The sequence below is a fragment of the Stackebrandtia nassauensis DSM 44728 genome (assembly GCF_000024545.1).
GTDB lineage: Bacteria > Actinomycetota > Actinomycetes > Mycobacteriales > Micromonosporaceae > Stackebrandtia > Stackebrandtia nassauensis.
The window spans coordinates 3,977,890-4,003,021 of record NC_013947.1 but is presented as its reverse complement, the minus strand read 5'-3'; the positions used below and the strand labels follow the sequence as shown (position 1 = coordinate 4,003,021).

Genomic DNA, 25,132 nt, shown 5'->3' with positions numbered 1-25,132 from the left:
GGGCGGGGGAGCGCGCCGTGGCGGCCGTCAGTCGATCGGCGTCTTGTAGGTGTCCTTGGGGTCGTAGTCCTTCGGCGTCGGGATGGGAATCACCGGCACGAACTTCCCGCCGGGATTGCCGCCCCGGTTGGCGTTGAAGCTCAACGTTCCGGTCGCTCCCCGCACGGCGTTGACTCCGTTGAGGAGAAGCAGGTGGTCGCGTACGTCGGAGGGAAGCGGCGGCTCGGCCTGGCCCGGATTCGCGATCCGCACGGCCTTGATCGCCGCGAGCATGGCGTCGTGGTTGTTGACGCCGTAACCGTTGTCCAACGCGGTGGTGTCGGTGCCGATGAGACCCTCGTACTGTTCCAGGAACTTGCCGAAACCGTCCGGCGCCGCCTCGGGCGTGTCGATCCAGGTGGGGTCGTAACTGGTCGCCTGCAACAGGGTGAGATTGGCGTCCTTCAGGGACTTCTCCAGCTTCTTCGTCCCCTGTGAACTGTCATGCAGCCCGACGTCGGTGAACAGGATCGTCAGGTGCTCGTTGCTGCAGATGCGTTCGGACAGGGATTCGAGGAAGGAGTCCAGATCCAGCCGCCGCCCCGCGAACATCACCATGTCGGGATGGGCCGAGCAGACGTTCTGGGTGATCGAGTAGAACACCTCGGCGCCACCGGTTTCCACCGAACCGCCCGGGAACGGCTGGTCGGAGAACTCGATGTGCTTCCCGAGCCGATCGCGAAACGAGGCCGCCAGCGTCGACGCGAACGTGTCGCTCTTCGTGCTGTCGTAGGTGAGCACCGCCGACTTCAGCTTGTCCTGCCCGTCGAGGTACTTCTCGAAGGCCCGCGCGAAGTCGTCATTGGAGGGCGCGGTCCGCAACAGCCCGTCGACGTGCGCGAAGTCGAGGTCGTTGGCGGTGACGGTGGCTCCGACCATGGGAATGTCGTTGGCCGACAGGCGTTTCGCCGCCTCGGTGGTCTGCTTCGTGCCGATGGCCTGACCCATGACGATGGACAGCGGGATGTCGGCGTCGGAGTCCTCGGCCAAATCGATGATGTGGTCGACGGCGTAGCGGGAACCCTGCTGCGCGCCGCCCTCATTGACCAGTACCAACTGGACCAGCCGATTCGTGTCGCCCGCGCCCCGGGTGTGGTTGGCGCGATGCTGGGCCACGTAGGCGCCCTCCAGGGCGCTGCGCACCTGATTGCGGTTCAGCGGGGTGTCGTCGCTGGTGGTCAGCGTCGACAGCATCGCGACCTTGAACGCCGGTTTGCCGGCCTCGTCGTGTTGCCTTGCGACCCAGTCGTTCTCGTCCTTGATGCGTTTCTCGATCTTCGCGAAGGCCGGATCGAACACGTAGCCGCCGTCGGTGGCGCCGACACACTCGCCATCCACATAAGTCAAGTCGTCGAAGGGGCCGTCGCAGCTGGCGTCGGGGTAGAACCACCCGATGCCGTAGGTCAGCAGCGCGACGACGCACGCGGGAATGACGCCCCACAACAGAACCCTTCGCCACCGGGAGACGGGCATCGTGGGCTTTTGGATGTCGTCCTCGGTGAGCTGTTCCCGTCTGCCGCCGCGAAGCCGGTTGAGCACGCGCCGCCATAGCGGATCGGGAATGTCCGAATAGGTCATCGCCACTTCCTTCGCTGGGTTCGTTGCCGTGCCCGATGCCTGGCGACGTCCTTCGCGACCGCGGGAAACGCCAGCAGATGGCCCAGATCGTCGTCGATCTGGTAGTGCAGGAGTTCACGATCGGGACGAGTGCACCGGTGCCCGGCGATCCACTCTCCGGCGACGACACGGGCGACCCGCACCAGGTGCTCCGGCTCCCGCGACGACAGATCGGCGGCCAGCCGGATCTGGGTCACGTGCGGCTGCTCGGCGGCCACGTCCACGGTCAGGCAGGGAGCGGCGGTGACGTGGTACAGCAGGTCGAACCAGGAGAAGTCCTCGGACGTGTCGTCGAGCCGGTCGGTGAGCACGCGGGACACGTGAGCCAGATCCCCTGTGGCCAGGGCATAGTAGAGCGCGTCCGCGGTGGCGCCGTTGTCGCGGGCGTGCTCAGCCAGTCGGGTGTAGACGGTGTTCCAGTCCGGTTCACCCTCACGCTCCCGAAGCCGCCGCGACAAAAGCCATCGCAGCATCCGGTGCCCCGCACCGAGATCGGCGTCCTCCCACAACGGCAGGCTTGGCAACAGACTGCTGTTCACGCGACCGTCGTGCGGGAACCGTTCACACAGCCACGCCGCGTCGGCGGCGGTGCGCGCCGCGGCATAGGTGTACAGCGGCTCGACGACACCGCCCAGGACCGGGGTTCCCCGGGTGTCCGACAACAGCGACTGGGTCAGTGACTCCAGCAGGTGTTCCTCGACGGTGAGCTCGCCGCCGTCCTTGCTCCCGCTGGGCGCCGACAGCAACGGCCCCAAGCCTCGCGCGACGTCGACGGACTCGCGTCGCATGACGTTGACGACCGCGACGGCGGCGTAGGGATAGCCGCCGGTGAGCTGATGGACCAACAGGTGCGCGCGACGGTCGAGGTTGTGCCGGGTGGACGCCGCGACCTTGCGGATCTCCGACTCGCTGAACGGGTCCAGACTGATCGGTGTGGTGTCGACGCCGGGGATGTCGTCCTGACTCGCGGCCAGTATCAGTAACGGGTCGGCGGTCAGTCCGCCCACGTGCGCGGCCTCGCGTCGATCGGCGAGCACTTCCAGGAACTCCGGCCCGATCCCGGTGCTGGCGTTGTCGAGGAACAGCGGACACCGGTACGGCAGCGGCGCCCGATAGGCTCCCGGAGCGTAGTTCTCGCGCAGATCCGCCAGGAAGGCGTCCACCAGCAGGTCATCGCGATACCGGCGTTCCTCCGGATCGGCGGACCACTGATGCAGCTGCGCCAGCGTCGCGAACGGCGGCCGCGCCGGGCCGTCCAGCGCCTGCCCGTACCACCTGATCGCCCTGAGGATGCCCTGCGACTTGCTGCGCAGGTACGCGCCGAACACCGACAGCGAACCGACCAGCTCCTCACTGGTGGCCACCAAGGGAACCGGCAGCGCGTTGCCGAGCGCGTCGGTGGTGGCGGCGCTCAGCAGCCGGGTCAGCCAACCGGGATCGGTGCGAAGACTGGTGCGAATGTGCTCCCGCAACTGCCGCATCGCTACCCTGTGGACGGTGAAGTCGATGGACGCGGCCATCGCGACCAGACCCACCTCCAGACGGTTGAACCGCAACGCCCCGGCGGGTGGGCACCGCTGGGTCATGAAGAACTTCGTCTTCTCCAGCAGTAGTGGGATGTCGTCGGACGTCAGACTCGCGCAGTCCATATAGGCGCGCGGGGCGGTGGCGTCCAGTTCCCGGTGCAGTTCCCGAAGACAGGTCGTCTTTCCCGACCCGGAGGGCGCGCGCATGCTCAGCATCGGCGGTGACGGGGCACCGGGAGTGTGGTCGACCTTGAGATGGCGCTTGAGTTCGTTGTATGGATTGGCGCGGCGTATCGGGGCGACCATGAGTGTTTCCGCTTGACCTTTCGCCGGAGAACAACCGGTTCCGCGTCGATGGGGGCGAGTCCGTGATGGAATCAAGGATACACCGATTTCGCTAGCGCCGCAGCGCAAAGCACCCGAACGACTCACGCGGGTCCGTTGTGGACGGGTCGTGGGATGCCCGGTCCCGCGACCCGTCCGGGGTCTAGGCGATGAGGTGGACGTCGCCGAACTCGTGCCACAGGTACCGTTCCGCGATCGCCTTGTGGTAGGCCGAGGCCAGCACGTCGTTATCCACAATGGCGGACAGCATGGACAGGTGGGTGGAGCGCGGTTCGTGCAGGCCGGTGAGGATGCCGTCCACGGCCCGCACCCCGACCGCGGGGGTGACGATGTGCTCGGTGAACCCCGAGGCCGCTTTGACGACGCCGTCGCCGTCCACCGCCGTCTCCAGGGCCCGGACCGCCGTGGTCCCCACCGCGATGACCCGGCCGCCGGCGGCGCGGGCGGCGTTGACCGCGCGGGCGGTCGATGCGCCGATCCGGAACCGTTCCGGGTACGGGGTCTCGTCGACCTCGGGGGAGGCGACTCCGGTGTGGAGCGTGATCGGGGCGATGGTCACGCCCCGCTCGCGCAGCCGGTCGACGATCGCGGTCGTGAACGGCCTTGCGGCCGAGGGCATCTCGGCGCTGCCGGGGCGGGTGGCGAACACGGTCTGGTACCGGTCCAGCGGCCAGTCACGGTCCACGTAGGAGTAGCGGATCGGTACACCGTGTTTCCCAAGATATCTCGGAACCGAGACATTCATTCTCGCGATCCACAACCTACCCGTGTGCCGCGCCTCCAGCCTGAGGGTGGCCCCGCCCGGCAGCGGCAGCAACTCGCCGGGGATGCCGCCGGAGTACTGCTCGTGATGGCCGCCGACGCGTTTGCGCAGCTCGACCAGCCAGGTGCCGTCACCGCGGTCGGTGGAGAAGTGGACCACCAGCCGCCGCATCCACACCGCCGCGGGCAGCGTCGCCGAATCGTTGACGACCAGCAGGTCGCCGGGCCGCAACAGTCCCGGCAGCCGCCGGAACCCGTCGCTGACGGTGCGGCCGGTGGCCTTGTCGGTGTACAGCAGCCGCACGTCGTCGCGTCCGGAGCCACGGTCCTCGGGTGGACGGCCCGCCTCCAGCGCCGCGTCGAGCGCGAAGCCGAAGCCCGCCTGCAGGGTCGTCATCGCGCACCCGCTTCCACGCCCAGCTCGGCGGCCACATACCGGCCGCTGGCCGGTCGGGAGTCGAGCAGCCCGGCGATGGCGGGTGCGGCCACGGCCTCCGGCGGCGGCGCGTCGGCGGCCTCGTCGCCGACCGCGTCGGCCAGCATCGCGGTGCGCATCTCGCCGGGGTCGACCCACCACACCCGCAGCCCGGGTTCCTCGGCGGCCAGCACGTTGGACACCTGGTCCAGGGCGGCCTTGGTGGCGCCGTAGCCGCCCCAGCCCTCGTAGCCGCCGGTGGCGGCGTCGGAGGAGATGTTGACGACGGCGCCGTCGCGTTCCCGCAGCCGGGGCAGCAGGTCCTGGATCAGTGCCAGCGGGGCCACGACGTTGGTGTCGAACAGTCCGGTCAGGACCTCGCGCGAGTAGTCGGCCAGCCGGGGCAGCGGTGAGGTGCCCAGGCTGGAGGCGTTGTTGACCAGCAGGTCGAGGCCGCCCAGCCTCTCGATCGCGGCGGCCAGCCGCTCGCGGTGACCGGGATCGGCGACGTCACCGGCGATGGCCTCGGCGTCCAGTTCGGACGCGACCGCCGCCAGGTCCTCGGCGCCGCGGGCGGTCAGCAGCAGCCGCCAGCCGCGTCGCGACAGTTCGGTGGCCAGCGCCTTGCCCAGACCCCGGGAGGCTCCGGTGATGAGTGCGATTTTCGGGTTGTTGTTCGTCATGCCGCGAAGCTATGGCCGATTCGGCGGCTCGTCATCGGGCGCGGGCCGCAGCCGGGCCCGGGACAATGGTCCTAGGACCGGCGCGTGTGTGGCGTCTCGATCAAACTCGCCCCACCCGGAATGGATCGCGGTGGTCGCGGTGTTGTCATCGGACATTGCGAAATATCGAGAGGTGAATTGAGCTATGCCGAACGGTGAGGATCTGTACACGGTCGAAGCGGACACGCCGGACATCAGCGGCGCGGTGATGCTGGTTGAGCTGCGGGGATTCATGGACGCCGGTCAGGCCGGGCAGGGCGTCACCGAGTACCTGCTGAAGGAACTGGACCACCAGGTGGTGGCCAGCTTCGACGTTGACGAGCTGATCGACTACCGGGGCCGCCGTCCCGTCATGACCTTTGACACCGACCACTGGGTTGACTATGACGCGCCGCGGTTGCGGGTGTACCTGATGCGTGACGACGTCGGGGTGCCGTTCCTGTTGCTCAGCGGCGATGAGCCGGACCTGCGCTGGGAGCGGTTCGCCGAGGCGGTGCAGTCCCTCATCGAGAAGTTCGGGATCCGGTTGACCGTCGCGTTGCACGGCATTCCGATGGGGGCGCCGCACACCCGTCCGCTGGGGGTGACCGCGCACGGCACCGACGCGTCGCTGTTGCCGTCGGGGGAGCGGACCTTGAACCGGTTGCAGGTGCCCGGCAACGCCGCGGCGTTGCTGGAGCTGCGACTGGGCCAGGCCGGGCACGACGCGATCGGTTTCGCGGTGCACGTGCCGCACTATCTGGCGCAGGCGTCCTACCCGAACGCGTCGGTGCGGCTGCTGGAGTCGCTGCACCAGGCCACCGGCCTGTCGGTCTCGGTGGAGTCGTTGCGCGAGGAGGGCCGGGTCGTCGACGCCGAGGTGGACTCGCAGGTGCGGGCCTCGCAGGAGGTGTCGGACGTGGTGGCCGCGCTGGAGCGGCAGTACGACATGTTCGACGACTCGCGGCCGAGCCTGCTGGTCGAGGAGTCGGAGGAGGAGCTGCCCACCGGCGACGAGCTTGGCGAGCAGTTCGAGCGGTTCCTGGCCGAGCAGCAGCGCCGCTCCGAGTAGTGACCACGGTCACCAGCTGGAGTATTTGCCTTTGAGCGCACTCTAAGCCATACGGTCGACAGCGACCGCCCCGGCACGGGCCGGAGCGGAAGACTTCGATCGGAGTGGATTCATGCGCAGCGCCACATTGGGACAGTTGACGGTTTCGGCGCAGGGCTTGGGCTGCATGGGAATGAGCGAGTTCTATGGCCCCGGCGACTGGGACGAGTCGATCGCGACGGTCCGGCACGCCCTCGACAACGGCGTGTCCTTCCTGGACACCGCCGACGTGTACGGCCAGGGCCACAACGAGGTCCTGGTGGGCCGGGCGATCGCGGGCCGCCGCGACGAGGTCCAGCTGGCGACGAAGTTCGGCATCGACCGCTCGGCGGGTGACCACCGCCGCGTCCTGCGGGGCGAACGCGACTACGTCAAGCGCTCGTGCGAGGCGTCCCTGCTGCGGCTGGGCGTGGACGTCATCGACCTCTATTACGTGCACCGGCCGCCGCAGGACGTCGAGATCGAGGAGACGGTCCAGGCGATGGCCGAACTCAAGGCGGAGGGGAAGATCCGGCAGCTGGGGCTGTCCGAAGTCGACGCGTCGCTGCTGCGGCGCGCCCACGAGGTGCACCCCATCGCGGCGGTGCAGAGCGAGTACTCACTATGGACTCGTGACCTGGAGTCCGAAGTGGCACCCGCGATGCGGGAGCTGGGCGTCGGACTGGTGGCCTACTCGCCGCTGGGGCGGGGCTTCCTGACCGGGACCGTGGACCTCAAGTCCCTGGCGGGCACCGACTTCCGCAACCGCAACCCGCGGTTCCAGTCCGAGGCTGCCGCCGCCAACGCGGCGATCGTCGAGGCCGTGGCCACCATCGCCGAAGCCCGCGACCTGGCTCCGGCCCAGATCGCGCTGGCCTGGGTGTTCGCCCAGGCGGACCGGCTGGGGGTGACGGTGACGTCGATCCCGGGCACGAAGCGGATCAAGTGGCTGGACCAGAACATCGCGGCCATGGACGTGACCCTCACCGATGCCGAGCTGGCAACGCTGGACCCGTTGGCGGCCAAGGTCGTCGGCGCCCGGTACTGATTCCTGGCATGGGCGGCCCAACAAGGGGGGCCGCCCATGCTGGGCTCGTGAGCCGTGAGCCGTGAGCCGTGAGCCGTGAGCCGTGAGCCGTGAGCCGTGAGCCGTGGCGGAGGCCGACGGGCCGCCACCGGCGCGTTGCTCGGCCGCGCTCGGTGGCGGCTCGCGTCCGCCAGCCGGGCCGCCCGCCGCGGTCTCGCGCCGCGCTCGGTTCGCGTGCGGCGATGGTCGCGTCCGGCGGGCGCTAGCCGTCGAGCAGCTCGGCCAGCGCGTTGGTGACGAACTCGCGGTTCATGTCGCTTCCGGTGCTGGACAACAGCTTGCGGTCGGTGCCCGAGGCATCGTCGCGCCAGACCGCGTCGAACGGCCCGTACCGCTCGTCCACCCACGCCAGGTGTACCGACGTGCCCGCCACCTCCACGATCTCCCGCCGCGCCGGGTGCGGTTCCGGTTGCGGGGGTATCTCGAGCCGTCCGGCGCCGCTTCGCTGCACGATCAGCCGCAGCTCCCGGTCCCGCTGTGGCCGCACCGTGTAGGACAGTTCGACTTCGATGGCGCCCGTTGGGGTCTCGAATCGCGCGGCCGCGTCGGGCCGGTAACCCGCCAGGGTCTGTGGCAGCCCGTACTCGGCGCGGATCGCCGTCGTGTCACCACTCCAGCGACCCGGCCCGTCCTCGGCCGCGCGACGCAGCTTCCACATCCCCACCGGCACCGACACCGCCGGAGCCCCAGGGTGCCGCGCCCAGTACGTCAGCTCACCGAAACCCGTGTCGCGTATGCGATCGGCCGCCTCGGCCGACACCGGCGCCAGCCCGCCGTACAGGTCGACCAGCTCGGCGTCGGTGAACGACCCCGCCATCACCGACGCCTCGATCATGGTGCGCGACAGCCGCGCCGAGGCACCGTCGCGTCCCATGTAATCCGTTCCGCGCCACAGGATCGCGCCGTCGGGCAGCGGGTGTGGCGTGGTCGCGCTGTTCCACAGGCACGGGTGGTCCAGCGCCGGGAACGCCCAGTCGTACAGGAACTGTTTGACCCGCAGCCGCCGATCGCGTCCGGCGATCTCGAATCGCAGCGCGGCGGGGTTGATCGTCGACCACGGGGTGCGGCCGTCGGTGACGCCGTCGGATCGGCCCGGCGGCGCCTCCTTGCGGATCGTGACCGCCTCGACGTGGCAGTCGCCCGGGAGCCAGCCGGGGGAGAAGACGACGAAATCGCACCACCCCTGGGCATCTGCCGCCGATATGGCGGGCGGACGGTCCTCCAGCAGCCGGGCATCGGCGACGGTGTCGAACGTCCATGGTTTCGCGTGCAAGGCACACCTCATTCGATTGTCGTGTTAGGACTTCGGTGGCCGGAGCCTGACACTTCAACCGCGGTTGAAGTCAAGACCGGTGCGGCCCGCGTCACCACGCCGGACCCGGCCGGGCCTGGCATAGGCTGGCGGACGTGACCGACCGGGAGGACACCGACGAGGTGCTCAGCGCCGTCAGCACCGCCGTGCTGTCGGTGACGCGGCATCTGTCGGTGGCCGAGGTGCTGGAGGTGATCGTGCGGTCCTCGCGGCAGCTGCTGCGGGCCCGCTACGCCGCCCTGGGCATCCCCGACGAGGGCGGCGGCTTCGCCGAGTTCATCACCGACGGCATCAGCGAGCGGCAGCGCGCCGCGATCGGGCCGCTGCCGCGCCAGCACGGGATGCTGGCGGCGCTGCTGCACGAGGGCGAGACCATCCGCAGCCGCGACATCCGCGCCGATGCCCGGTTCGGGTACTTCCCGACCGCGCACCCCAACATGACCGACTTCCTGGGTGTGCCGATCCGCGACGGCGACGAGACCGTCGGCATCATCTTCCTGGCCGACAAGGAATGCGGCTTCACCGAACGCGACGAGGCGCTGCTGACGCTGTTCGCCTCGCACGCGGCGATCGCGTTGGCCAACGCCCGCCTGTACGAGCAGGCCCACGAGCTGAGCGTGGTGCAGGAACGCACCCGGCTGGCCCGGGAGTTGCACGACGCGGTCTCGCAGAAGCTGTTCTCGCTGCGGCTGGCCGCCTCCTCGGCGCGGGCGCTGGCCGCCAGCGACGCCGACGCGGCCCTGTCGCAGCTGGAGAAGGTCGAGTCGCTGGCCGCCGAGGCCGCCCGGGAACTGCGCGAGGTGATCGTGGAGCTGCGTCCCGCGGACCTGGACGTCCACGGTCTGGCCGGGACGGTGCGCAAGCACCTGCGGCTGGTGGAGCGGCTGCACGCGGTGCGCACCGAGTTCACGGTGCACGGCGACCCCGGCGTGCCCGCCGGGGCGGAACTGGAGGTGCTACGGGTGATTCAGGAAGCGGTGCACAACGCGGTGCGGCATTCGCACGCCGACCTGGTGCGGGTGACCCTGTGCGGCGGGCCCGAGTTCCTCGCCGAGATCAGCGACGACGGCTCCGGCTTCGACCCCGGGGCCGACAACGGCGGCGGCCTGGGCATCGAGTCGATGCGTGAACGCGTCGCCGGAGTCGGTGGCCGCCTGGACATCGACGCGTCCATCGGCGGCGGCACCACGGTGCGGCTGGCGGTGCCCGGTGTCTGAACCGATCCGTGTCCTGGTCGCCGACGACCACCCGATCGTGCGGCAGGGCCTGAAGACCTTTCTGGACATCCAGCCCGACCTGTCGGTCGTGGCCGAGGCCCGCGACGGCGACGAGGCGCTTGCCCTCATCGCCGCCCACGAACCCGACGTGGTGCTGCTGGACCTCAACATGCCCGGCTCCGACGGCGCCAAGGTGCTGACCCGGCTGGCCGCCTCCGACCACCGCGCGAAGGTGATCGTGCTGACCTCGGTCACCGAGGCCGTCCGGGTCACCGAGGCCGTGGCGGCCGGAGCCGCCGGATTCCTGTACAAGGACATCGATCCCGACTCGCTGGCCCAGGCGATCCGCTCGGTCGCCGACGGCCAGGTGATCTTCGCCCGCGAGGCCGTCACCGCCATGACCGCCCCCGCGCCGGGCCCGGTCGCCGCGCTGACCGCCCGGGAACGCGAGGTCCTGGCCCTGGTGGCCGCGGGCCGCTCCAACCGGGAGATCGCCAAACAGCTGTCGGTGGCCGAGAAGACCGTCAAGACCCACCTGTCGAGCCTGTTTCGCAAACTCGGCGTCGCCGACCGGACCCAGGCCGCGCTGTACGCCGTCACACACGGCATGGCAGGCCACACCGAGGGCCGGTTAGAATCCCCGCCCAGAGCGGGACGACAATCAGCAGTCCATAAGAGAAGAGTCTGGGAGGCGCGGTGACGGGTCGGGAACTCGGTGACACCACCGCGTGGCGAGTGTGGACGGTACCCAACCTCATCACGATGGTGCGGCTGGCCGGCATCCCGGTGTTCTGCTACCTGCTGCTGGCCACCGACTCCTACGTCGCCGCCGTGGTGGTGCTGGCCGTGGGCGGCGGCACCGACTGGATCGACGGATTCCTGGCCCGCCGCCTGGGCCAGGAGAGCCGCTTCGGCCAGATCCTCGACCCTATCGTCGACCGGCTGTACATCCTGGTCGCCGTCGGCGCCCTGACGATCACCGGCCTGCTGCCGTGGCAGTTCACCCTCGTCCTGCTCGCCCGCGAGGCCGTCATGCTGGCCACCGTCGTGGCGGTGCGCCGCAGCGGCTACGCCCCCCTGAAGGTGCACTTCGTCGGCAAGACCGCCACCTTCATCCTGTTCAGCTCGCTGCCGACGCTGGCGCTGGCGGGCCTGTACGAGCCCGCCGAGGGCTGGGCACTGCCGCTGGGCTGGGCATTGGCCTGGTGGGGCATCGTCCTGTACTGGCTGTCGGTGGTGTTGTATCTGGCGCAGGCGATCCCGCTGTTGCGCGCCGCCCGCACGCCCGCCGGCACCGACTAGCCCGCGTCGCCAGGCGTGTGGAGGTGGGGTGGCCGTCACGGTGATTGAGGACGGCGGTACGGTCGTGTTGGCGAAACCGGGCATGGTGGGGGCTTGAGGCTCAGTCGGTCGGGTGACGCCATCGGAAGGGCCGGACCGGTTGATGAGAAGGGACGCACCGAAGATATGTCGCAGCAGCTGCGTTTCACCGCCGAACACGAATGGGTCACCGAACCCAATCAGGACGGGGCGGTGCGGGTGGGCATCACCGACTACGCGCAAAAGGCGCTTGGTGACATCGTTTTCGTTCAGCTGCCCGACGTCGGAGCGAAACTGACCGCCGGCGACGCGATCGGCGAGGTGGAGTCGACCAAGAGCGTTTCGGACATCTACGCGCCCATCTCGGGCACCGTGACGGCCCGCAACGACAAACTCGAACAAGAGCCGGAGATCGTCAACGCCAGCCCCTTCGACGACGGCTGGCTGTTCGAGATCGAGCCCGACGACGTCGCCGACGTGGCGGGGTTGCTCGACTCCGAGGCATACGCCAAACTGACCGAATAACACTTTGCCTGACTCTATCCAGTGCACCGACATAATTGAGGTGGTCCCATGACGCGCCCCGGCGACGAGTACCCTCCGCTCGACACGACGTCGACAATGAACCTTGGCGCCTTGGACGAGGCTCTGGACACGTCAGCGCCCGAGGTCAACGCCGGACGGCTTTCCGATTCGCTGCCGCCGGGTACCGCGCTGCTGCTGGTGCGCCGCGGCCCCAACGCGGGCGCGCGCTTCCTGCTCGACCTGGACGTCACCACCTCCGGACGTCACCCCGACAGCGACATCTTCCTCGACGACGTGACCGTGTCGCGTCGCCACGCCGAATTCCACCGTGACGGGGCCACCTTCACCGTCCGCGATGTCGGCAGCCTCAACGGGACCTACGTCAACCGGGAACGCGTCGAGACCGCGACCCTCGGCAACGGCGACGAAGTACAGGTGGGTAAGTTCCGGCTGGTGTTCATCGCCGGTCCGCAGGCCCGGTAACCAAGCCACGACGCGACAACTCCGCGCGGTGACCACACCGTCGCGGAGTGTTCGCGTCGCGCCTACCTCGACCCGTGGGCCCCGACCGGCGTGTACGGTCGAAACGTAGGCATGTCAAGTCCCACTGACGAGATAAGGCGGGCCGGTGCACGAATTGAGGGTGGTCGGCGTCCGGGTGGAACTACCCACCAACCAGCCGATCGTGTTGCTCAAAGAGGTGGACGGCGACCGATTCCTGCCGATCTGGATAGGAGCGGTCGAGGCCACCGCCATCGCCTACGAACAACAGGGCATCACCCCCGCGCGGCCACTGACCCACGACCTGCTGCGCGACGTCATCGTCGCGCTGGGCGCGGAACTGGTCGCCGTGGAGATCAACGACATGCAGGACTCGGTGTACTACGCCGACCTGGTGTTCGACGGTGATGTGCGGGTGTCGGCGCGGCCGTCGGACGCCATCGCGGTGGCGCTGCGCATCGGGGCACCGGTGCGGTGCACCCCCGAGGTGCTGGACGAGTCGGGCATCACGATGTCGGAGGCGGCCGACGACGAGGTCGAACGGTTCCGGGCGTTCCTGGACAACGTGACCCCCGAGGATTTCGCGGAATGAGTCACGCCGCCGAGTGACCGGATGCCGTACACTGTGTCCAGTATCGGCGGTGTGGGGAGGACGGCGGTGATGAGTACCCAAGCGCGTGACGAGGTCCGCGGCTACCGAGGCCCGGTGGCGTGCAACGCCGCGGGCATCACCTACCGGCAGCTCGACTACTGGGCCCGCACCGACCTGGTCACCCCCAGCGTCCGCGACGCCGAGGGCTCGGGCAGCCAACGGCTGTACTCGTTTCGCGACATCGTGGTGCTCAAGGTCGTCAAGAGCCTGCTGGACGCCGGGGTGTCGCTGCAGAACATCCGCAAGGCCATCGAGGTGCTGCGTTCGCGCGGCGAACACGACCTGGCCAACATCACCCTCATCTCCGACGGCACCACAGTGTACGAGTGCCGTTCGCCCGAGGAGGTCGTCGACCTGCTGCGCGGCGGCCAGGGTGTCTTCGGCATCGCGCTGGCCGGGGCGGTGGCCGACATCCGCGGCAGTGTGACCGCGCTGCCCGCCGTGCCGCCAGGTCTCGGACCGGCCTCGACGCCGGTCGACGAACTGGCGCACCGCCGCGCCCGTCGCGCCGCCTCGTAACCGCCACGACACGCCTGTGGCATGAAGGGCCTGTGTGGGGATCCCGTTTGCTGCTGCGCGCCCACCAGGCGGCGCCTGGCTGCGTTGTCGGCACGCCTGCTTACAACCCCGGTAAGCAGGCGCACCTCCGCCTTGCCATGCATCCACCTGGAGGCCGCTCGCGACGCAAGTGGATCCCCACACAGGCCCTACGGGTGGATGGACCCGTCGCGTAGAGACGGGTAGGGTAGGCGCCGAAAAGCTGAAAACCCGTACGGGAGAGTCCTCGCCGGGACCACCGGTCACCGGCGCGGCGCCGAAGGAGCAACTCCTCCCCGGAACCTCTCAGGCACAAGGACCGTACGGACTGGCACCTCTGGAAAGCAGACGCTGAACCCGTTCAGACGTCTCACCGACGGGGCAAGCCGGGCGGATTACCCGCGCGGTGAAACTCTCAGGGCACCCGACAGAGGGGGAGGATCCGCGGGACGGTTGTGTCTCGCGCACCGACCTGAAAAGTGCCTGGAGCGCCAAATGACCGAGCAGCTTGAACCAGTCCCGTTCGCCACCCGCCACATCGGTCCGTCCGAGGCCGAGCGGCGGCACATGCTGTCGCTGGTCGGGTACCACAGCTCCACCGAACTGCTGGACGCCGCGATCCCCGAGTCGATCCGGTGGCGCGAACCCCTCGACCTGCCCGCGGCCGTCAGCGAGACCGAGGCGACCACCGAACTGCGCGAACTGGCCACCCAGAACGTGGTGATGCGGCAGATGATCGGCCTGGGCTACTACGGCACCCACACCCCGGCCGTGATCCGGCGCCAGGTGCTGGAGAACCCGTCCTGGTACACCGCGTACACCCCGTACCAGCCCGAGATCAGCCAGGGACGGCTGGAGGCGCTGCTGAACTTCCAGACGGTCGTGGCCGACCTGACCGGACTGGAGGTCGCCGGTGCCTCGCTGCTGGACGAGGCCACCGCCGCCGCCGAGGCCATGACGCTGGCCCGCCGCGCCGCCAAGAAGAAGTCCGAGGTGTTCGTCGTCGACGCCGACACGCTGCCGCAGACGCTGGCGGTGCTGCGCACCCGCGCCGAACCGCTGGGCATCTCCGTTGTCGTGGCCGACGTTTCCGACACCGCCAACCTGCCGCAGGAGTTCTTCGGGCTGCTGCTGTCCTACCCGGGCGCATCGGGCGCGGTGCGCGACCTCCGCGGACTCATCGACCTGGCCCACGAACGCGGCGCCCAGGTCGCCGTGGCCGCCGACCTGTTGGCCCTGACCCTGTTGACCTCACCGGGATCCCAGGGCGCCGACATCGCCGTGGGCTCGGCGCAGCGCTTCGGCGTCCCGATGGGCTACGGCGGACCGCACGCCGGATACATGTCCGTCCGCAAGGGACTGGAACGGTCGCTGCCAGGCCGTCTGGTCGGCGTCTCCAAGGACACCGCCGGAAAGGTCGCCTACCGGCTGGCGCTGCAGACCCGCGAACAGCACATCCGCCGGGAACGCGCCACCAGCAACATCTGCACCGCCCAGGTGCTGCTGGCCGTGATGGCGTCGTGTTACGCCGTCTACCACGGCCCCGAGGGCCTGCGGGCCATCGCCGCCGGTGTGCACCGCCGGGCCGCCCGGCTGGCCGCCGGCCTGCGCGACGGCGGCGTCGAGGTGACCACCGCGTCCTTCTTCGACACCATCACCGCGCGGGTGCCCGGTCGCGCCGCGACCGTCGTGGCCGACGCGGCGGACTTCGGCGTCAACCTGCGGCTGGTCGACGCCGACACCGTCGCCATCGCCTGCGACGAGACCACCACCGACCCCGATCTCAACGCTGTGTGGGCGGCCTTCGACGTCGCCGAGGGTCCCGCCGACGCCGACGAGGTGCTGCCGGACGACCTGCGCCGCACCGACGAGTACCTCACCCACCCGGTGTTCGCCTCGCACCGTTCCGAGACCGCGATGCTGCGTTACCTGCGGCGGCTGTCGGACTCCGACTACGCCCTGGACCGGGGCATGATCCCGCTGGGTTCGTGCACCATGAAACTCAACGCCGCCTCCCAGATGGAGCCGGTGTCGTGGCCGCAGTTCGCCGACATCCACCCCTACGCCCCGGCCGACCAGACCCTCGGCTACGAGACGATGATCGCCCAGCTGGCCGCCTGGCTGGCCGAGGCCACCGGTTATGACGCGGTGAGCCTGCAACCCAACGCCGGTTCCCAGGGCGAGCTGGCCGGACTGCTGGCCATTCGCGCCTGGCAGGACGAACGCGGCGCCACCGCCCGCGACGTGTGCCTGATCCCCTCCAGCGCCCACGGCACCAACGCCGCCTCGGCCGTCATGGCCGGGATGCGGGTCGTCGTGGTCGCCTGCGACGACGAGGGCAACATCGACCTGTCCGATCTGGACGCCAAGATCGCCGAACACGCCGACGACCTGGCCGCCATCATGGTCACCTACCCGTCCACGCACGGCGTGTACGAATCCCACATCGACCGGCTGTGCGCCAAGGTCCACGACGCCGGTGGACAGGTCTATGTGGACGGCGCGAACCTGAACGCGCTGCTGGGCTTCGCCAAGCCCGGCAAGTTCGGCGCCGACGTCTCGCACCTCAACCTGCACAAGACCTTCTGCATCCCGCACGGCGGCGGCGGACCCGGCGTCGGCCCGGTCGCGGTGCGCTCCCACCTGGCCAAGTACCTGCCCGGCCACCCGCTGGGCGACGACCCGGTCGGACCCGTGGCCGCCGCCCCGCACGGTTCGGCGGGCATCCTGCCGATCCCGTGGATGTACCTGCGCACCATGGGCGGCGAGGGCCTGACCGAGGCCACCGCCGCGGCGGTGCTGGCCGCCAACTACGTCGCCGCCCGGCTGCGCGACCACTTCCCGGTCCTCTACAGCGGCAACAAGGGCCTGGTCGCCCACGAGTGCATTCTGGACCTGCGGCAGCTGACCAAGGACTCCGGTGTGAGCGTCGACGACGTCGCCAAGCGGCTCATCGACTACGGCTTCCACGCCCCCACGATGTCGTTCCCGGTGGCCGGGACCCTCATGGTCGAACCCACCGAATCGGAGAACCTGGACGAGCTGGACCGCTTCTGCGACGCCATGATCGCCATCCGCGGCGAGATCGACAAGGTCGCTTCCGGACAGTGGCCGTCGGGTGACAATCCGCTGGCCAACGCGCCGCACACCGCCGCGGCACTGTCGGTGGAGGAATGGACACACCCCTACACGCGCGCCGAGGCGGTGTTCCCCTCCGGGCACACGACCGGCAAATACTGGCCGCCGGTGGGCCGCATCGACGGCGCCTGGGGCGACCGCAATCTCGCGTGCGCCTGCCCGCCCATCGAGGACCTGGCTGACTGAAGCCACCAGACCTCGTTACTCCCACGGAGTGGTTAGACTAGGCCGGTCCCTTACCCTCCCAGGAGTAGAAATCGATGGCACGTGGCCGCAGCCAATCGGGTGTCGTTAGGTCGCATCGGCGCGGTCGCCGCAGGCAGGTCATCCGCCGCCGTCTGCCCGTCGCTCCGTGGATCGTCGTGACCACCGTCGTCGCGCTGGCCGCCAGCGGCCTGGTCGGCGGCTACGCGTTCCTGCTGAGCACCGGTTGCAGCGGCGACCCGATCAAGGCGGTCGTGGCGGCCCCCAAGGAGATCAGCGGAACCCTCCAGACCGCCGCGCGCTCCTGGGCCGGTACCGAGCCGTCGGTGGACGGGGGACAGTGCATCAGCGTGGAAGTGCGCGAGCAGGCCTCCCAGGACGTCGTGTCGGCGCTGTCGGGCTCCAGCACGGGCTCCAAGAAGGATCTGCCGCACGTGTGGATCCCGGAGTCGATGGCGTGGCTGGAGATGGCCAAGATCTCCGACCGTGGCAAGAAGATGCTGCCGGACTCGCCGCCGCTGGTCGCGACCAGTCCGACCGTGATCGCGATGCCCACCGAGGCCGCCAAGGCCCTGGGCTGGCGCAACGAGGACAAACCGGTCGACAAGGCCGGTAAACCCACCTGGGGCAACCTGCTGAAACTGGCCGAGGACTCCGATTGGAGCCAGTTCGGCAAGGACAAGTGGGGCGACATCACCGTCGGCATGAGCGACCCGATGGCCTCCACCGCCGACCTGCACGCGCTGTTGAGCATCGTGGACAAGAACCGCAGCGCCGGTGTCGACGCCGAGGAACTGGGCAACGTCTCCAAACTGAAAAGCACCGTCCACAAGGAGACCCCCAGCGTCGAGGAGATGATGGGCAAGGTCTCCGAGGCGAAGGCGAAGGGTGACCCGGTCGGCTTCGTGTCGGCGTTCCCGGCGCTGGAGCGCGACGTCTGGAAGAACAACTTCTCCGGTACCGAATCGCCGTTGACGGCGGTGTACCCGGCAGACGGCAGCCTCGACGCCGACTACCCGCTGGCGGTGCTGCAGAACGTGTCCTGGACCGACGCGACCCACCAGGAGATCGGGAAGCAGTTCGGCGAGTACCTGCTCGGTGAAGGCCAGAAGGAGATCAAGAAGGGCGGCTTCCGCGACGGCACCCGTCGCGAGGCCAGCAGCGAACTGACCGGTACCGAGGGCCTGGCCACCCAGATCACCGCGACGCAACGCGACAAGGTCGACTCCGAGAGTGTCCAGACCACGCTGGCGACCTGGCAGGCGGTGGCCCGTCCGGCCAACGTCCTGGTCGTGGTCGACTCCTCGTCGTCGATGAGCACCGAGGAACCCTACGACGGCGAGAAACTGTCGCGTATGGACATCATTCGCAAGTCGCTGGAGAGATCGCTGGACCTGTTCGGCGAACAGGCCAATGTGGGCCTGTGGCGATATCCGTACGACGATCCGGTCGCCGGTACGGCGTACCAGAAACTGGTGGAGATCGGTGAGTTCGACAAGTCGCGGCAGGATGACATCGAATCGCAGCTCAGTGCCGTGGAACCGGCCGCGGACGGCGGCCTCAACGACACCGTCGTGGAGGCGTACAAGAACGTCCTGGACAACTACAACAAGACCACCGGGGCGATCAACCTGGTGGTGGTGATATCCGACGGCGGCAGCGAGTCGGACGCCAGTCTGAGTAATGAGGACGTCACGGAGGAACTGAAGGACCTGTCGGCCAAGGACCGTGACAAGGAAGCCTCGATCATGACGATCGGTTACGGCAAGGACGCCGACAAGGATCACCTGGACGCGATCGCGACGGCCACGCAGGGTCGCTACTACCCGGCGAAGTGGAACGACGAGATCAACATGCAGATCCTCAACGCGCTGTACTACAACTGACCGAATCCGACGTCCGGTCAGCGATAGTGTCCGGGTTGGAGGGTGGGGTGTGCCGTGCGGATCCCCGTGTGGTGCCGGGTTGTCAGGCTGCCGTGCCGATGTGCGGTCGGTGCGGGGCGATGACGCTTCCGTCGGGAAGCAGTTCGCCGGTGTCGTCGAAGACCACGACCCCGTTACACAACAGGCTCCAACCCTGCTCGGGGTGGGATGCGACGACCCGCGCGGCTTCGCGATCGGACTCGTCGGCCTCTGGGCAACTCGGCTGGTGCTGGCACATTCTGTGCTCCTGGTTGTCTTTCCTGTGTGGTGTTGCTGTGTGGCTATTCACATCAACTATTTGGCCACACTAGCGAGTCTTTGATGTCATTGTCGCAACAGTTAAGGCACGAATCCGGTAGTTGACGCCTGTGACCACCACCCCCGGAAGGAATTCCAACCGAACGAATGAGCACGAATCACCTTTGTGTGCCCCCCGGGGTACCGCCTGGTTGCCGGGCCTCACGCTGCGAGGTCGCCCGGTTGCAGTGGCGTGTCGGCGACGGGGGTGACCCCGCGCAACTGTTGCGTGACTTCTGCGAAGAGTCCGGACTGGACGTCGCCGACCTGTCACGGTCCGGAGTCCATGATGTATCCCGGCGGCTGTGCGGGGTGGCGGTGCTCGTGTCGGCCGCCGCCGGTGCCGTGATGATCGGCGGCGAACCCGGACCGCCGAGCCCGGCCACGGCGGTGCCCGACCTGGCGGCCGTCGCCTACCACCACGCCCCGGTCGCGACCTCGCGGCCGGTCGGCGGCTTCGCGCTGACCGGCGAGTGGGAACAGTCGTGGACCCCGGCCCAGCACGCCGCCGCCGTGTCGGCGGTCCGGGCCGCGATCGGACGCGGCGACGTCTACCAGGTCAACATCGTCGGCCACCAGTCGGCGCCGGTGTCGGGTGACGCCGACGGCGTGGTGCGGCGGCTGGCGTCGTGGCCGCAGGCCCGTTTCGGCGGCACCATGTCGGGTCCGGGGTGGACGGTGGCCTCGGCCTCGCCGGAATGCCTGGCCGAGGTGGCTTCGGGCGTGGTCACGACCGCGCCGATCAAGGGCACCGCACCGGCCACAGTCGAGGGTGCCCGGCAGCTGCGGCGCTCGGTCAAGGAACGCGCCGAGCACGTCATGATCGTCGACCTGGAACGCAACGACCTGGCCCACGTGGCGGTGCCGGGCAGCATCGCCGTGGAGGAACTGTTCGCGCTGCGGGAATGGGGCGGCCTGTGGCAGGCCGAGTCGGTGATCCGGGCCCGACTGGCCGAGGGCACCGGACTGGACCGGCTGCTGCGGGGGCTGTGCCCGCCCGGGTCGGTCACCGGGACCCCGAAACTGGCGGCGCTGGAACACATCGCGGACCTGGAGGTGGTCGGACGGGGCCCGGCGATGGGAGCCATGGGCTACGTGACGGGGGAGGGGCTGCGGCTGGGGCTGACGATCCGCACCGTCGCGGTGGCCGAGTCCCGGCTGCACGTGTGGGCCGGCGGCGGCATCACCTGGCGCAGCGACCCCAACGAGGAGGTCGCCGAGGCGGCGGCCAAGGCCACCCCGATCACCGCCGCGCTGGCGTCGTACACGAGCGCGCTGACCGCGAATACCTGAAGCCCCGGGCCCTCGGCGGCGGCTCAGTCGAGCACGACGGTGTCGGGGTGCGGGTGGCTGAGGAAGTCGTGGTGCGAGATGTCCCAGCCGTAGGCCCCGGTGCGGCCGAACACCAGCACGTCGCCCACGCGCAGCCGCGACACCGGCAGATCGCGGCACAGCACGTCGCGGGGGGTGCACAGTTCGCCGGTGACGTCGACGGTCGTGTCGCGGGCCTCGGGGCGCTGCCACGGATAGGGCCACTCGTCGACGGGGTGCACGGCGGCGGGGTGGTCGTAGCCCCAGGCGGCGGGCAGTCGAAAGTGGTGGGTGCCGCCCCGCACGACCGCGAAGGTGCGGCCGTGGGTGGTCTTGATGTCGGTGACTTCGGTGGCGTACCAACCGGTCTCGGCCGCCAGGTAGCGGCCCAGTTCGAAGATCGTGGTGACGGCGGGTCGGGTCAGGCGGGCGGCGAAGTCCGCCAGGTCGAACTCGCTGCCCCCGGCGGGGTCGACGCCGATGCCGCCGCCCAGGTTCACCGTCTCCCAGGTGAGCCCGTGGCGGGTGGCGGTGTCGGCCGCGTACTCCAGGGCCTCGGCGACGAAGCGGGCGTGGGCGGCGGCGTCGAGGTTGTTGCTGACGGCGTGCAGGTGCAGCCCGGTCAGTCGCACGCCCGGCAGTCGCCGGGCCAGGTCGACCGCGTCGTCGAGGTGGGCCGCGTCGATGCCGAACGGGGTCGGCGTACCGGTCATGCGGTGGGTGCCGCCGGGGGTCTCGGTGGCGCGGTTGACGCGCAGCGCGATCTCGGCGACGGTGCCGTGCTGGCGGGCCAGCCGGTCGAGACGGCGCAGCTCGTGGAGCCCCTCGACGTTGACGGTGACCGGCGTGCCGCACGACAGGGCGGCGGTCAGCGCGGCGTCGGTCTTGGAGGGTCCGCCGTAGATGAGGTGCCGGGCCCCGGCCGCGATGGCGGTGGCCAGTTCGCCCGGTGAGGCGATTTCGATGCCGTCGCAGTACTGGGCGGCCCTGGCGACCAGTTCGGGCCGTGAGTTGGCTTTCATGGCGTAGAACAGCCGGGTCTGTGGCGGTAGGGCGGCCTTGACGGCGGCGATGCGCTCCGACAGCGCGGCCAGGTCGTAGACGTAGGCGCACACCGGGTGCGACAGGGTGTCGATCGCGGCGGCAACGCGGGTCGGGATCGCGGGTGTCATGGGCGGGCCAGCGGGTTGGTGACGGGGACGTGGATGTCGCGTCCGGGGTTGACGCGCATGGTGAGCAGCGCCTTGTGGGGGACGGTGGCGGCGGTGTAGAAGTCGCGGTCGCCGGACGCCAGGTCGAGGGTGTCGACGGTGTCGGCGATGACGCGCCAGGCCCGGTCCTGGGTGAGTCCACAGTCCTGGGTCAGGGCGGTGGTGACGGCGGCGAGGTGGTTCTGGAACACGGTGTAGGCGACCTTGGCGCGCACGGTCTCGGCGTCGGTGGTGGTGATGACGGAGGCGGGGTGGAGGTCGGGGCGGTGTCCGGACTCGGCCAGCCGGGGCAGCAGGACGCGGCCGCCGCCGAGGTCGCGGACGATGACGCGTTCGGGGATGCCGTCGCGGAAGGTGGGTACGCAGTTCTGCAGGTGGGCTTCGGTGCCGATGCCGTAGTGGGTGGCCAGGCGGATGGTGGGCCCGGCGAGGCCGAAGGTGTAGCGGTGCAGGAAGTCGGCGGCGTCCAGGCCGCTGTCGTCGACCAGTTCGGCGGCGATGCTGCGTCCGGTGACCGGTGAGGTGGCGGCCAGGGCGGTGGCGGGTACGGCGAGTTCGCCCGGGCCGGTGACGTCGGACAGCCGGGCGCGCAGCAGGCAGGACAGTTCCCGGGCGGCGGGGTGGCCGTGCGGGAGGCTGGCTCCGGCGTGTTCGGTGAGGATGTCGATGCGCGGCGCCAGGTAGTCGTCGCCGCCGATGACCTCGGACAGCAGCCGGGACAGGATCGGGCCGTTATGGACGGTGGCGGGGGAGATGCCGCGGGTGGTGGAGGTGATGTGGATGGACAGTGAGCACTTGAGGTAGCTGCCGTCCGCGGTGACGAGGGTGCGGATGGAGGCGGTGGGCTCGGTGTCCATGCGGGTGGGCAGGTCGCGCAGGGTGCCGTCGGCGTACAGGTCGCGGCCGGGGCCCTCGCGCAGGTGCCGGTGCTGCCAGGGGTGGACGGGGATGGCGATGGTGTCGTCGTCGCGCAGGTCGCGCAGCGGCGGGTGTAGGTGTTCGAGGAGTTCGCCGAGGTCGCGGCCATGGTCGTCGGTGGCCGAGGCGATGGCGTCGCGGCGGGCGGCCACGAATCGCACCGCGATCGGTTCGGGGGTCTCGAGGTCGTAGGCGCGGCGGTCGGCGTCGTTCCAGCCCAGCCGGGTGCGGGCGCAGGGGTGCAGGTGGTGTCCGTCGACGGCGAGCGGTTCGAGGAACCGGCACGGCAGGAAGTCGGCCTGCCGGTCGGTGAGGATGTCGGCCAGCGCGACGGTGGTGGTGGCGCCGTGGTGTTTGGCGGTCTCGGCGATCGTGTCGGTGAGCCGCTGGTGGCGGGGCAGGGCGGTGGCCAGGCCGGTGACGGCGTCGTCGAGTTCGCGGGTGAGGTGTTCGGGGGCGTTGGGGGACAGGGCTTTCAGCAGCGTGACCGGGTCGGTGACGGTGTTGCCGTCGCAGTCGATGGGGCCGGTGGGGGTGATCTGGTCGAAGGGCCCGGCCTGGGCGGTGGCACGGATGTGCCCGGCGGACGTGTCGATGTGGACGGTCAGCTGTCCGGGCGCGGGTCCGGGGGTGACGGTGGCGTTGTCGCGCAGGCCGTCGAGGTTCTCGCGCCAGGCGGCGGCCAGGAGACTGGCGGTGATGTGGGCCGCGGCGTCGTGGGGTGTGGTCATTCCATACCGGCGATCGGGTTGGGGATGTGCGTCCATTGGTCATCGGTGGGGTCGTCGGACAGGCGCATGGCGGTGGTGGCCTTGATGGGCCAGGTCGCGGCGAACAGGGCCTCGCGCAGCGCGGGGTCGTCGCGGGTGTGCGCGGCGGTGGTGGCCGCGATCGCGCGCCACCAGGTGCCGGGGTGGGCGCGGGTGAGCGCGTCGACGAGCTGGTTGAGGGTGACGCTGTAGGCGGCGGCGATGAGTTTGGTGTGGACGACGTCGGGGTCGGTGGTGCCGAGGTCTCCGGCGAGATCGTCGAGGCCGAGCGCGGGCAGGGTGGATTCACGGACGCGGACGCCGCCGAAGTCGCGGTAGACGACGGCCGACGGTTGGCCGTTGTGGACGGACAGGAGGGTGTTCTGGCCGTGGGCTTCCAGGCCGATGCCGATCGTCGCCAGGCGCAGCAGCGGCGGCAGCAGTGTGTCGGCGAACCGCTGCCACCAGGTGTGTGGATCGAGGCCGCTGGCGTGGATGACGGTGGCGATGAGCGGCCGTGTGGTAGCGGGGTCGGGTTCGGCGAGGGCGGCCAGCGGGATGGCGATGTGGCCGTCGGGGATGACGGCGGCGGGGGACTGGCGCACGATCGCGGCCAGGTGCTGGGAGGCGTGGCCGTCGACGACCAGCGCGGCGGCGCCGGTTTCGCGCTGTACGAGGACTTCGCCGAGCGCGGCGACGGCCCGCGACAGCGGTGGTCCGTTGTGGACTGATGCGGGGGAGACGCGGCGGCGGGCGCTGGTCATCTGGACATCGAGGGCGGTCTTGATGTGGATGCCGGGGTGCGCTGCCGGGGCCAGGGTGCGCAGCGACATCAGCGGGGAGGCGTCCAGGGTGCGCGCGGCCGGGTTGGGGGGCCGGTGGCGGTGGGCTTGCAGCGGGTGGACCGGCAGCAGTGGCCGGTGCTGGTCGTCGTGCCAGGGCCAGTCGCCGGTGACCCGGGCGGGAGCGATGGGGGTCATGGCCAGCGCGACGGTCGGGTGGTGCTCGGGGGCGAACCGGGCGGCGTCGACGCCGTCGCGGGCTCGGCACAGTGGATGGACGGGGTGGCCGTCGACGACGAGCTGTTCGAAGTAGACACTGGGGTCGGGGTGGTGGTCGCGGGCGGTGTCCCACAGTTTCGCGGCGTCGGGGTGGGGCGTGGCGGCGGCGCGGGCGGCGGCCAGTCCCGCGACGCTCTCGGCGATCTCGCGCGCGAGCCGCTCGGCGTGCGCGCTGCCCTCGGCCAGCAGCGCGGCGAGCTCGGCGGGGTCGGTGAGCGGGCGAGCGGCGTGATCAGCGGCCTGGTTCTGCCGCGCGGCAAGGCTCGTCGTATCGGCGGGCTCGCGGCCGCGCGCGCCGTCGGTCAGCGGCGGGTGGCCGCCAGCGGGCTCCAGCCCCGCGTCGGGGTTCGCGTGCGCCGCGCTGGTTCCCGGTGGCGGGGCGACGGTGATGGCCAGGCCGGGCCCGGGGTCGGCGAACAGCTCGGCCGCCGCGCGGGGGCCGGTCAGGGTGTGTCCGCTGTGGGTGGTGATGGTGAGCGTCGCGTCGGTGGCGTCACGGGCCTTCACGCCGGGCAGTGCCTCCCGGGCGGCGGCTCCCCACAGGCGCGCCAGGATGGCGGCTCGGGCGCGCGCCGTGTCGACAGTAGGCACTCGCCACCTCCACCAGAATAATAGGGAAGCCTAACCTTAGCGCCTGGGTGCGGGGAGTCGCCCGAAATGTGCGCGGCCTCA

21 protein-coding genes and 2 riboswitches are annotated in these 25,132 nt (G+C 70.0%); of the genes, 12 read left to right on the top strand and 9 right to left on the bottom strand.

From position 1 onward, the window contains the following. Positions 1-27: 27 nt before the first annotated feature. From SNAS_RS18505 to SNAS_RS18490, 4 genes are all read right to left on the bottom strand, one after another. Positions 28-1,617: a type 1 periplasmic-binding domain-containing protein gene (locus SNAS_RS18505; protein ID WP_013018981.1), complete on the bottom strand. Its 1,590-nt coding sequence runs from the start codon at positions 1,615-1,617 to the stop codon at positions 28-30. Continuing rightward, positions 1,614-3,488 (bottom strand): hypothetical protein, encoded by a 1,875-nt coding sequence (locus tag SNAS_RS18500; protein ID WP_013018980.1) that lies wholly within the window; start codon positions 3,486-3,488, stop codon positions 1,614-1,616. The genes SNAS_RS18505 and SNAS_RS18500 overlap by 4 nt, the downstream gene beginning before the upstream one ends. A 181-nt stretch (positions 3,489-3,669) precedes the next feature. Then, positions 3,670-4,686, bottom strand: coding sequence for an S-adenosylmethionine:tRNA ribosyltransferase-isomerase (locus tag SNAS_RS18495; RefSeq protein WP_013018979.1), 1,017 nt, complete (start codon positions 4,684-4,686; stop codon positions 3,670-3,672). Beyond that, entirely contained in the window at positions 4,683-5,387 is a 705-nt protein-coding gene (locus SNAS_RS18490) for an SDR family NAD(P)-dependent oxidoreductase (protein ID WP_013018978.1), read from the bottom strand. The genes SNAS_RS18495 and SNAS_RS18490 overlap by 4 nt, the downstream gene beginning before the upstream one ends. Positions 5,388-5,571: 184 nt before the next feature. On the opposite strand from SNAS_RS18490, the gene SNAS_RS18485 reads away from it, so the two are divergent. Continuing rightward, a complete protein-coding gene (locus SNAS_RS18485) occupies positions 5,572-6,477 on the top strand; it encodes a proteasome assembly chaperone family protein (protein WP_013018977.1) in 906 nt (301 codons plus the stop codon). A 112-nt stretch (positions 6,478-6,589) separates the two neighbouring features. Continuing rightward, a complete protein-coding gene (locus SNAS_RS18480; protein WP_013018976.1) occupies positions 6,590-7,543 on the top strand; it encodes an aldo/keto reductase in 954 nt (317 codons plus the stop codon). Positions 7,544-7,784: 241 nt separating this feature from the next. Here the strand turns inward: SNAS_RS18480 and SNAS_RS18475 are convergent, their stop codons facing one another. Next, positions 7,785-8,855 carry a hypothetical protein gene (locus SNAS_RS18475; protein ID WP_041625037.1) on the bottom strand — a complete coding sequence of 357 codons (1,071 nt, stop codon included), beginning with the start codon at positions 8,853-8,855 and terminating at the stop codon, positions 7,785-7,787. A gap of 134 nt (positions 8,856-8,989) precedes the next feature. On the opposite strand from SNAS_RS18475, the gene SNAS_RS18470 reads away from it, so the two are divergent. From SNAS_RS18470 to SNAS_RS18430, 9 genes are all read left to right on the top strand, one after another. Further along, on the top strand, positions 8,990-10,111 hold the full coding sequence (locus SNAS_RS18470) for a GAF domain-containing sensor histidine kinase (protein WP_013018974.1): 1,122 nt from the start codon (positions 8,990-8,992) through the stop codon (positions 10,109-10,111). Further along, complete coding sequence (locus SNAS_RS18465) at positions 10,104-10,811, top strand: response regulator (protein WP_013018973.1); 708 nt, start codon at positions 10,104-10,106, stop codon at positions 10,809-10,811. The genes SNAS_RS18470 and SNAS_RS18465 overlap by 8 nt, the downstream gene beginning before the upstream one ends. Beyond that, on the top strand, positions 10,808-11,413 hold the full coding sequence (locus tag SNAS_RS18460) for a CDP-alcohol phosphatidyltransferase family protein (RefSeq protein WP_013018972.1): 606 nt from the start codon (positions 10,808-10,810) through the stop codon (positions 11,411-11,413). Before SNAS_RS18465 ends, SNAS_RS18460 begins: the two co-directional genes overlap by 4 nt. 165 nt (positions 11,414-11,578) lie before the next feature. Continuing rightward, positions 11,579-11,956 (top strand): glycine cleavage system protein GcvH, encoded by a 378-nt coding sequence (gene gcvH / locus SNAS_RS18455; protein WP_013018971.1) that lies wholly within the window; start codon positions 11,579-11,581, stop codon positions 11,954-11,956. A 48-nt stretch (positions 11,957-12,004) separates the two neighbouring features. After that, positions 12,005-12,439 carry an oxoglutarate dehydrogenase inhibitor Odhl gene (odhI, locus tag SNAS_RS18450; protein ID WP_013018970.1) on the top strand — a complete coding sequence of 145 codons (435 nt, stop codon included), beginning with the start codon at positions 12,005-12,007 and terminating at the stop codon, positions 12,437-12,439. A gap of 145 nt (positions 12,440-12,584) precedes the next feature. Further along, positions 12,585-13,049, top strand: a complete 465-nt coding sequence (locus SNAS_RS18445; protein WP_013018969.1) for a bifunctional nuclease family protein — start codon at positions 12,585-12,587, stop codon at positions 13,047-13,049. 69 nt (positions 13,050-13,118) lie between these two features. Then, positions 13,119-13,628, top strand: a complete 510-nt coding sequence (locus tag SNAS_RS18440) for a MerR family transcriptional regulator (RefSeq protein ID WP_013018968.1) — start codon at positions 13,119-13,121, stop codon at positions 13,626-13,628. 244 nt (positions 13,629-13,872) lie between these two features. Continuing rightward, positions 13,873-13,978: riboswitch (glycine riboswitch) on the top strand. After that, positions 13,979-14,087, top strand: a riboswitch (glycine riboswitch). A gap of 54 nt (positions 14,088-14,141) precedes the next feature. Next, positions 14,142-16,970: an aminomethyl-transferring glycine dehydrogenase gene (gcvP, locus tag SNAS_RS18435; protein WP_013018967.1), complete on the top strand. Its 2,829-nt coding sequence runs from the start codon at positions 14,142-14,144 to the stop codon at positions 16,968-16,970. 176 nt (positions 16,971-17,146) lie between these two features. Then, positions 17,147-18,874, top strand: coding sequence for a VWA domain-containing protein (locus tag SNAS_RS18430; protein ID WP_041625035.1), 1,728 nt, complete (start codon positions 17,147-17,149; stop codon positions 18,872-18,874). Between the two features lie 82 nt (positions 18,875-18,956). Here SNAS_RS18430 and SNAS_RS18425 read toward each other — a convergent pair whose 3' ends face one another. Beyond that, the gene (locus tag SNAS_RS18425) at positions 18,957-19,151 is read right to left on the bottom strand and encodes a DUF5999 family protein (RefSeq protein WP_013018965.1); all 195 of its coding nucleotides are present in this window, start codon (positions 19,149-19,151) and stop codon (positions 18,957-18,959) included. Between the two features lie 167 nt (positions 19,152-19,318). Between SNAS_RS18425 and SNAS_RS18420 the strand changes: the two genes are divergently transcribed. Continuing rightward, a complete protein-coding gene (locus SNAS_RS18420; protein WP_041625034.1) occupies positions 19,319-20,503 on the top strand; it encodes a chorismate-binding protein in 1,185 nt (394 codons plus the stop codon). A 23-nt stretch (positions 20,504-20,526) separates the two neighbouring features. On the opposite strand, the gene SNAS_RS18415 is transcribed toward SNAS_RS18420, so the two are convergent. Genes SNAS_RS18415 through SNAS_RS18405 form a run of 3 tightly spaced genes read right to left on the bottom strand, consistent with a single transcriptional unit; the run spans position 20,527 to position 25,051 of the window. Then, entirely contained in the window at positions 20,527-21,693 is a 1,167-nt protein-coding gene (locus SNAS_RS18415; protein ID WP_013018963.1) for a type III PLP-dependent enzyme, read from the bottom strand. Continuing rightward, entirely contained in the window at positions 21,690-23,381 is a 1,692-nt protein-coding gene (locus SNAS_RS18410) for an IucA/IucC family protein (RefSeq protein WP_013018962.1), read from the bottom strand. The genes SNAS_RS18415 and SNAS_RS18410 overlap by 4 nt, the downstream gene beginning before the upstream one ends. After that, positions 23,378-25,051 (bottom strand): IucA/IucC family protein, encoded by a 1,674-nt coding sequence (locus tag SNAS_RS18405; RefSeq protein WP_013018961.1) that lies wholly within the window; start codon positions 25,049-25,051, stop codon positions 23,378-23,380. The genes SNAS_RS18410 and SNAS_RS18405 overlap by 4 nt, the downstream gene beginning before the upstream one ends. Positions 25,052-25,132: the final 81 nt, after the last annotated feature.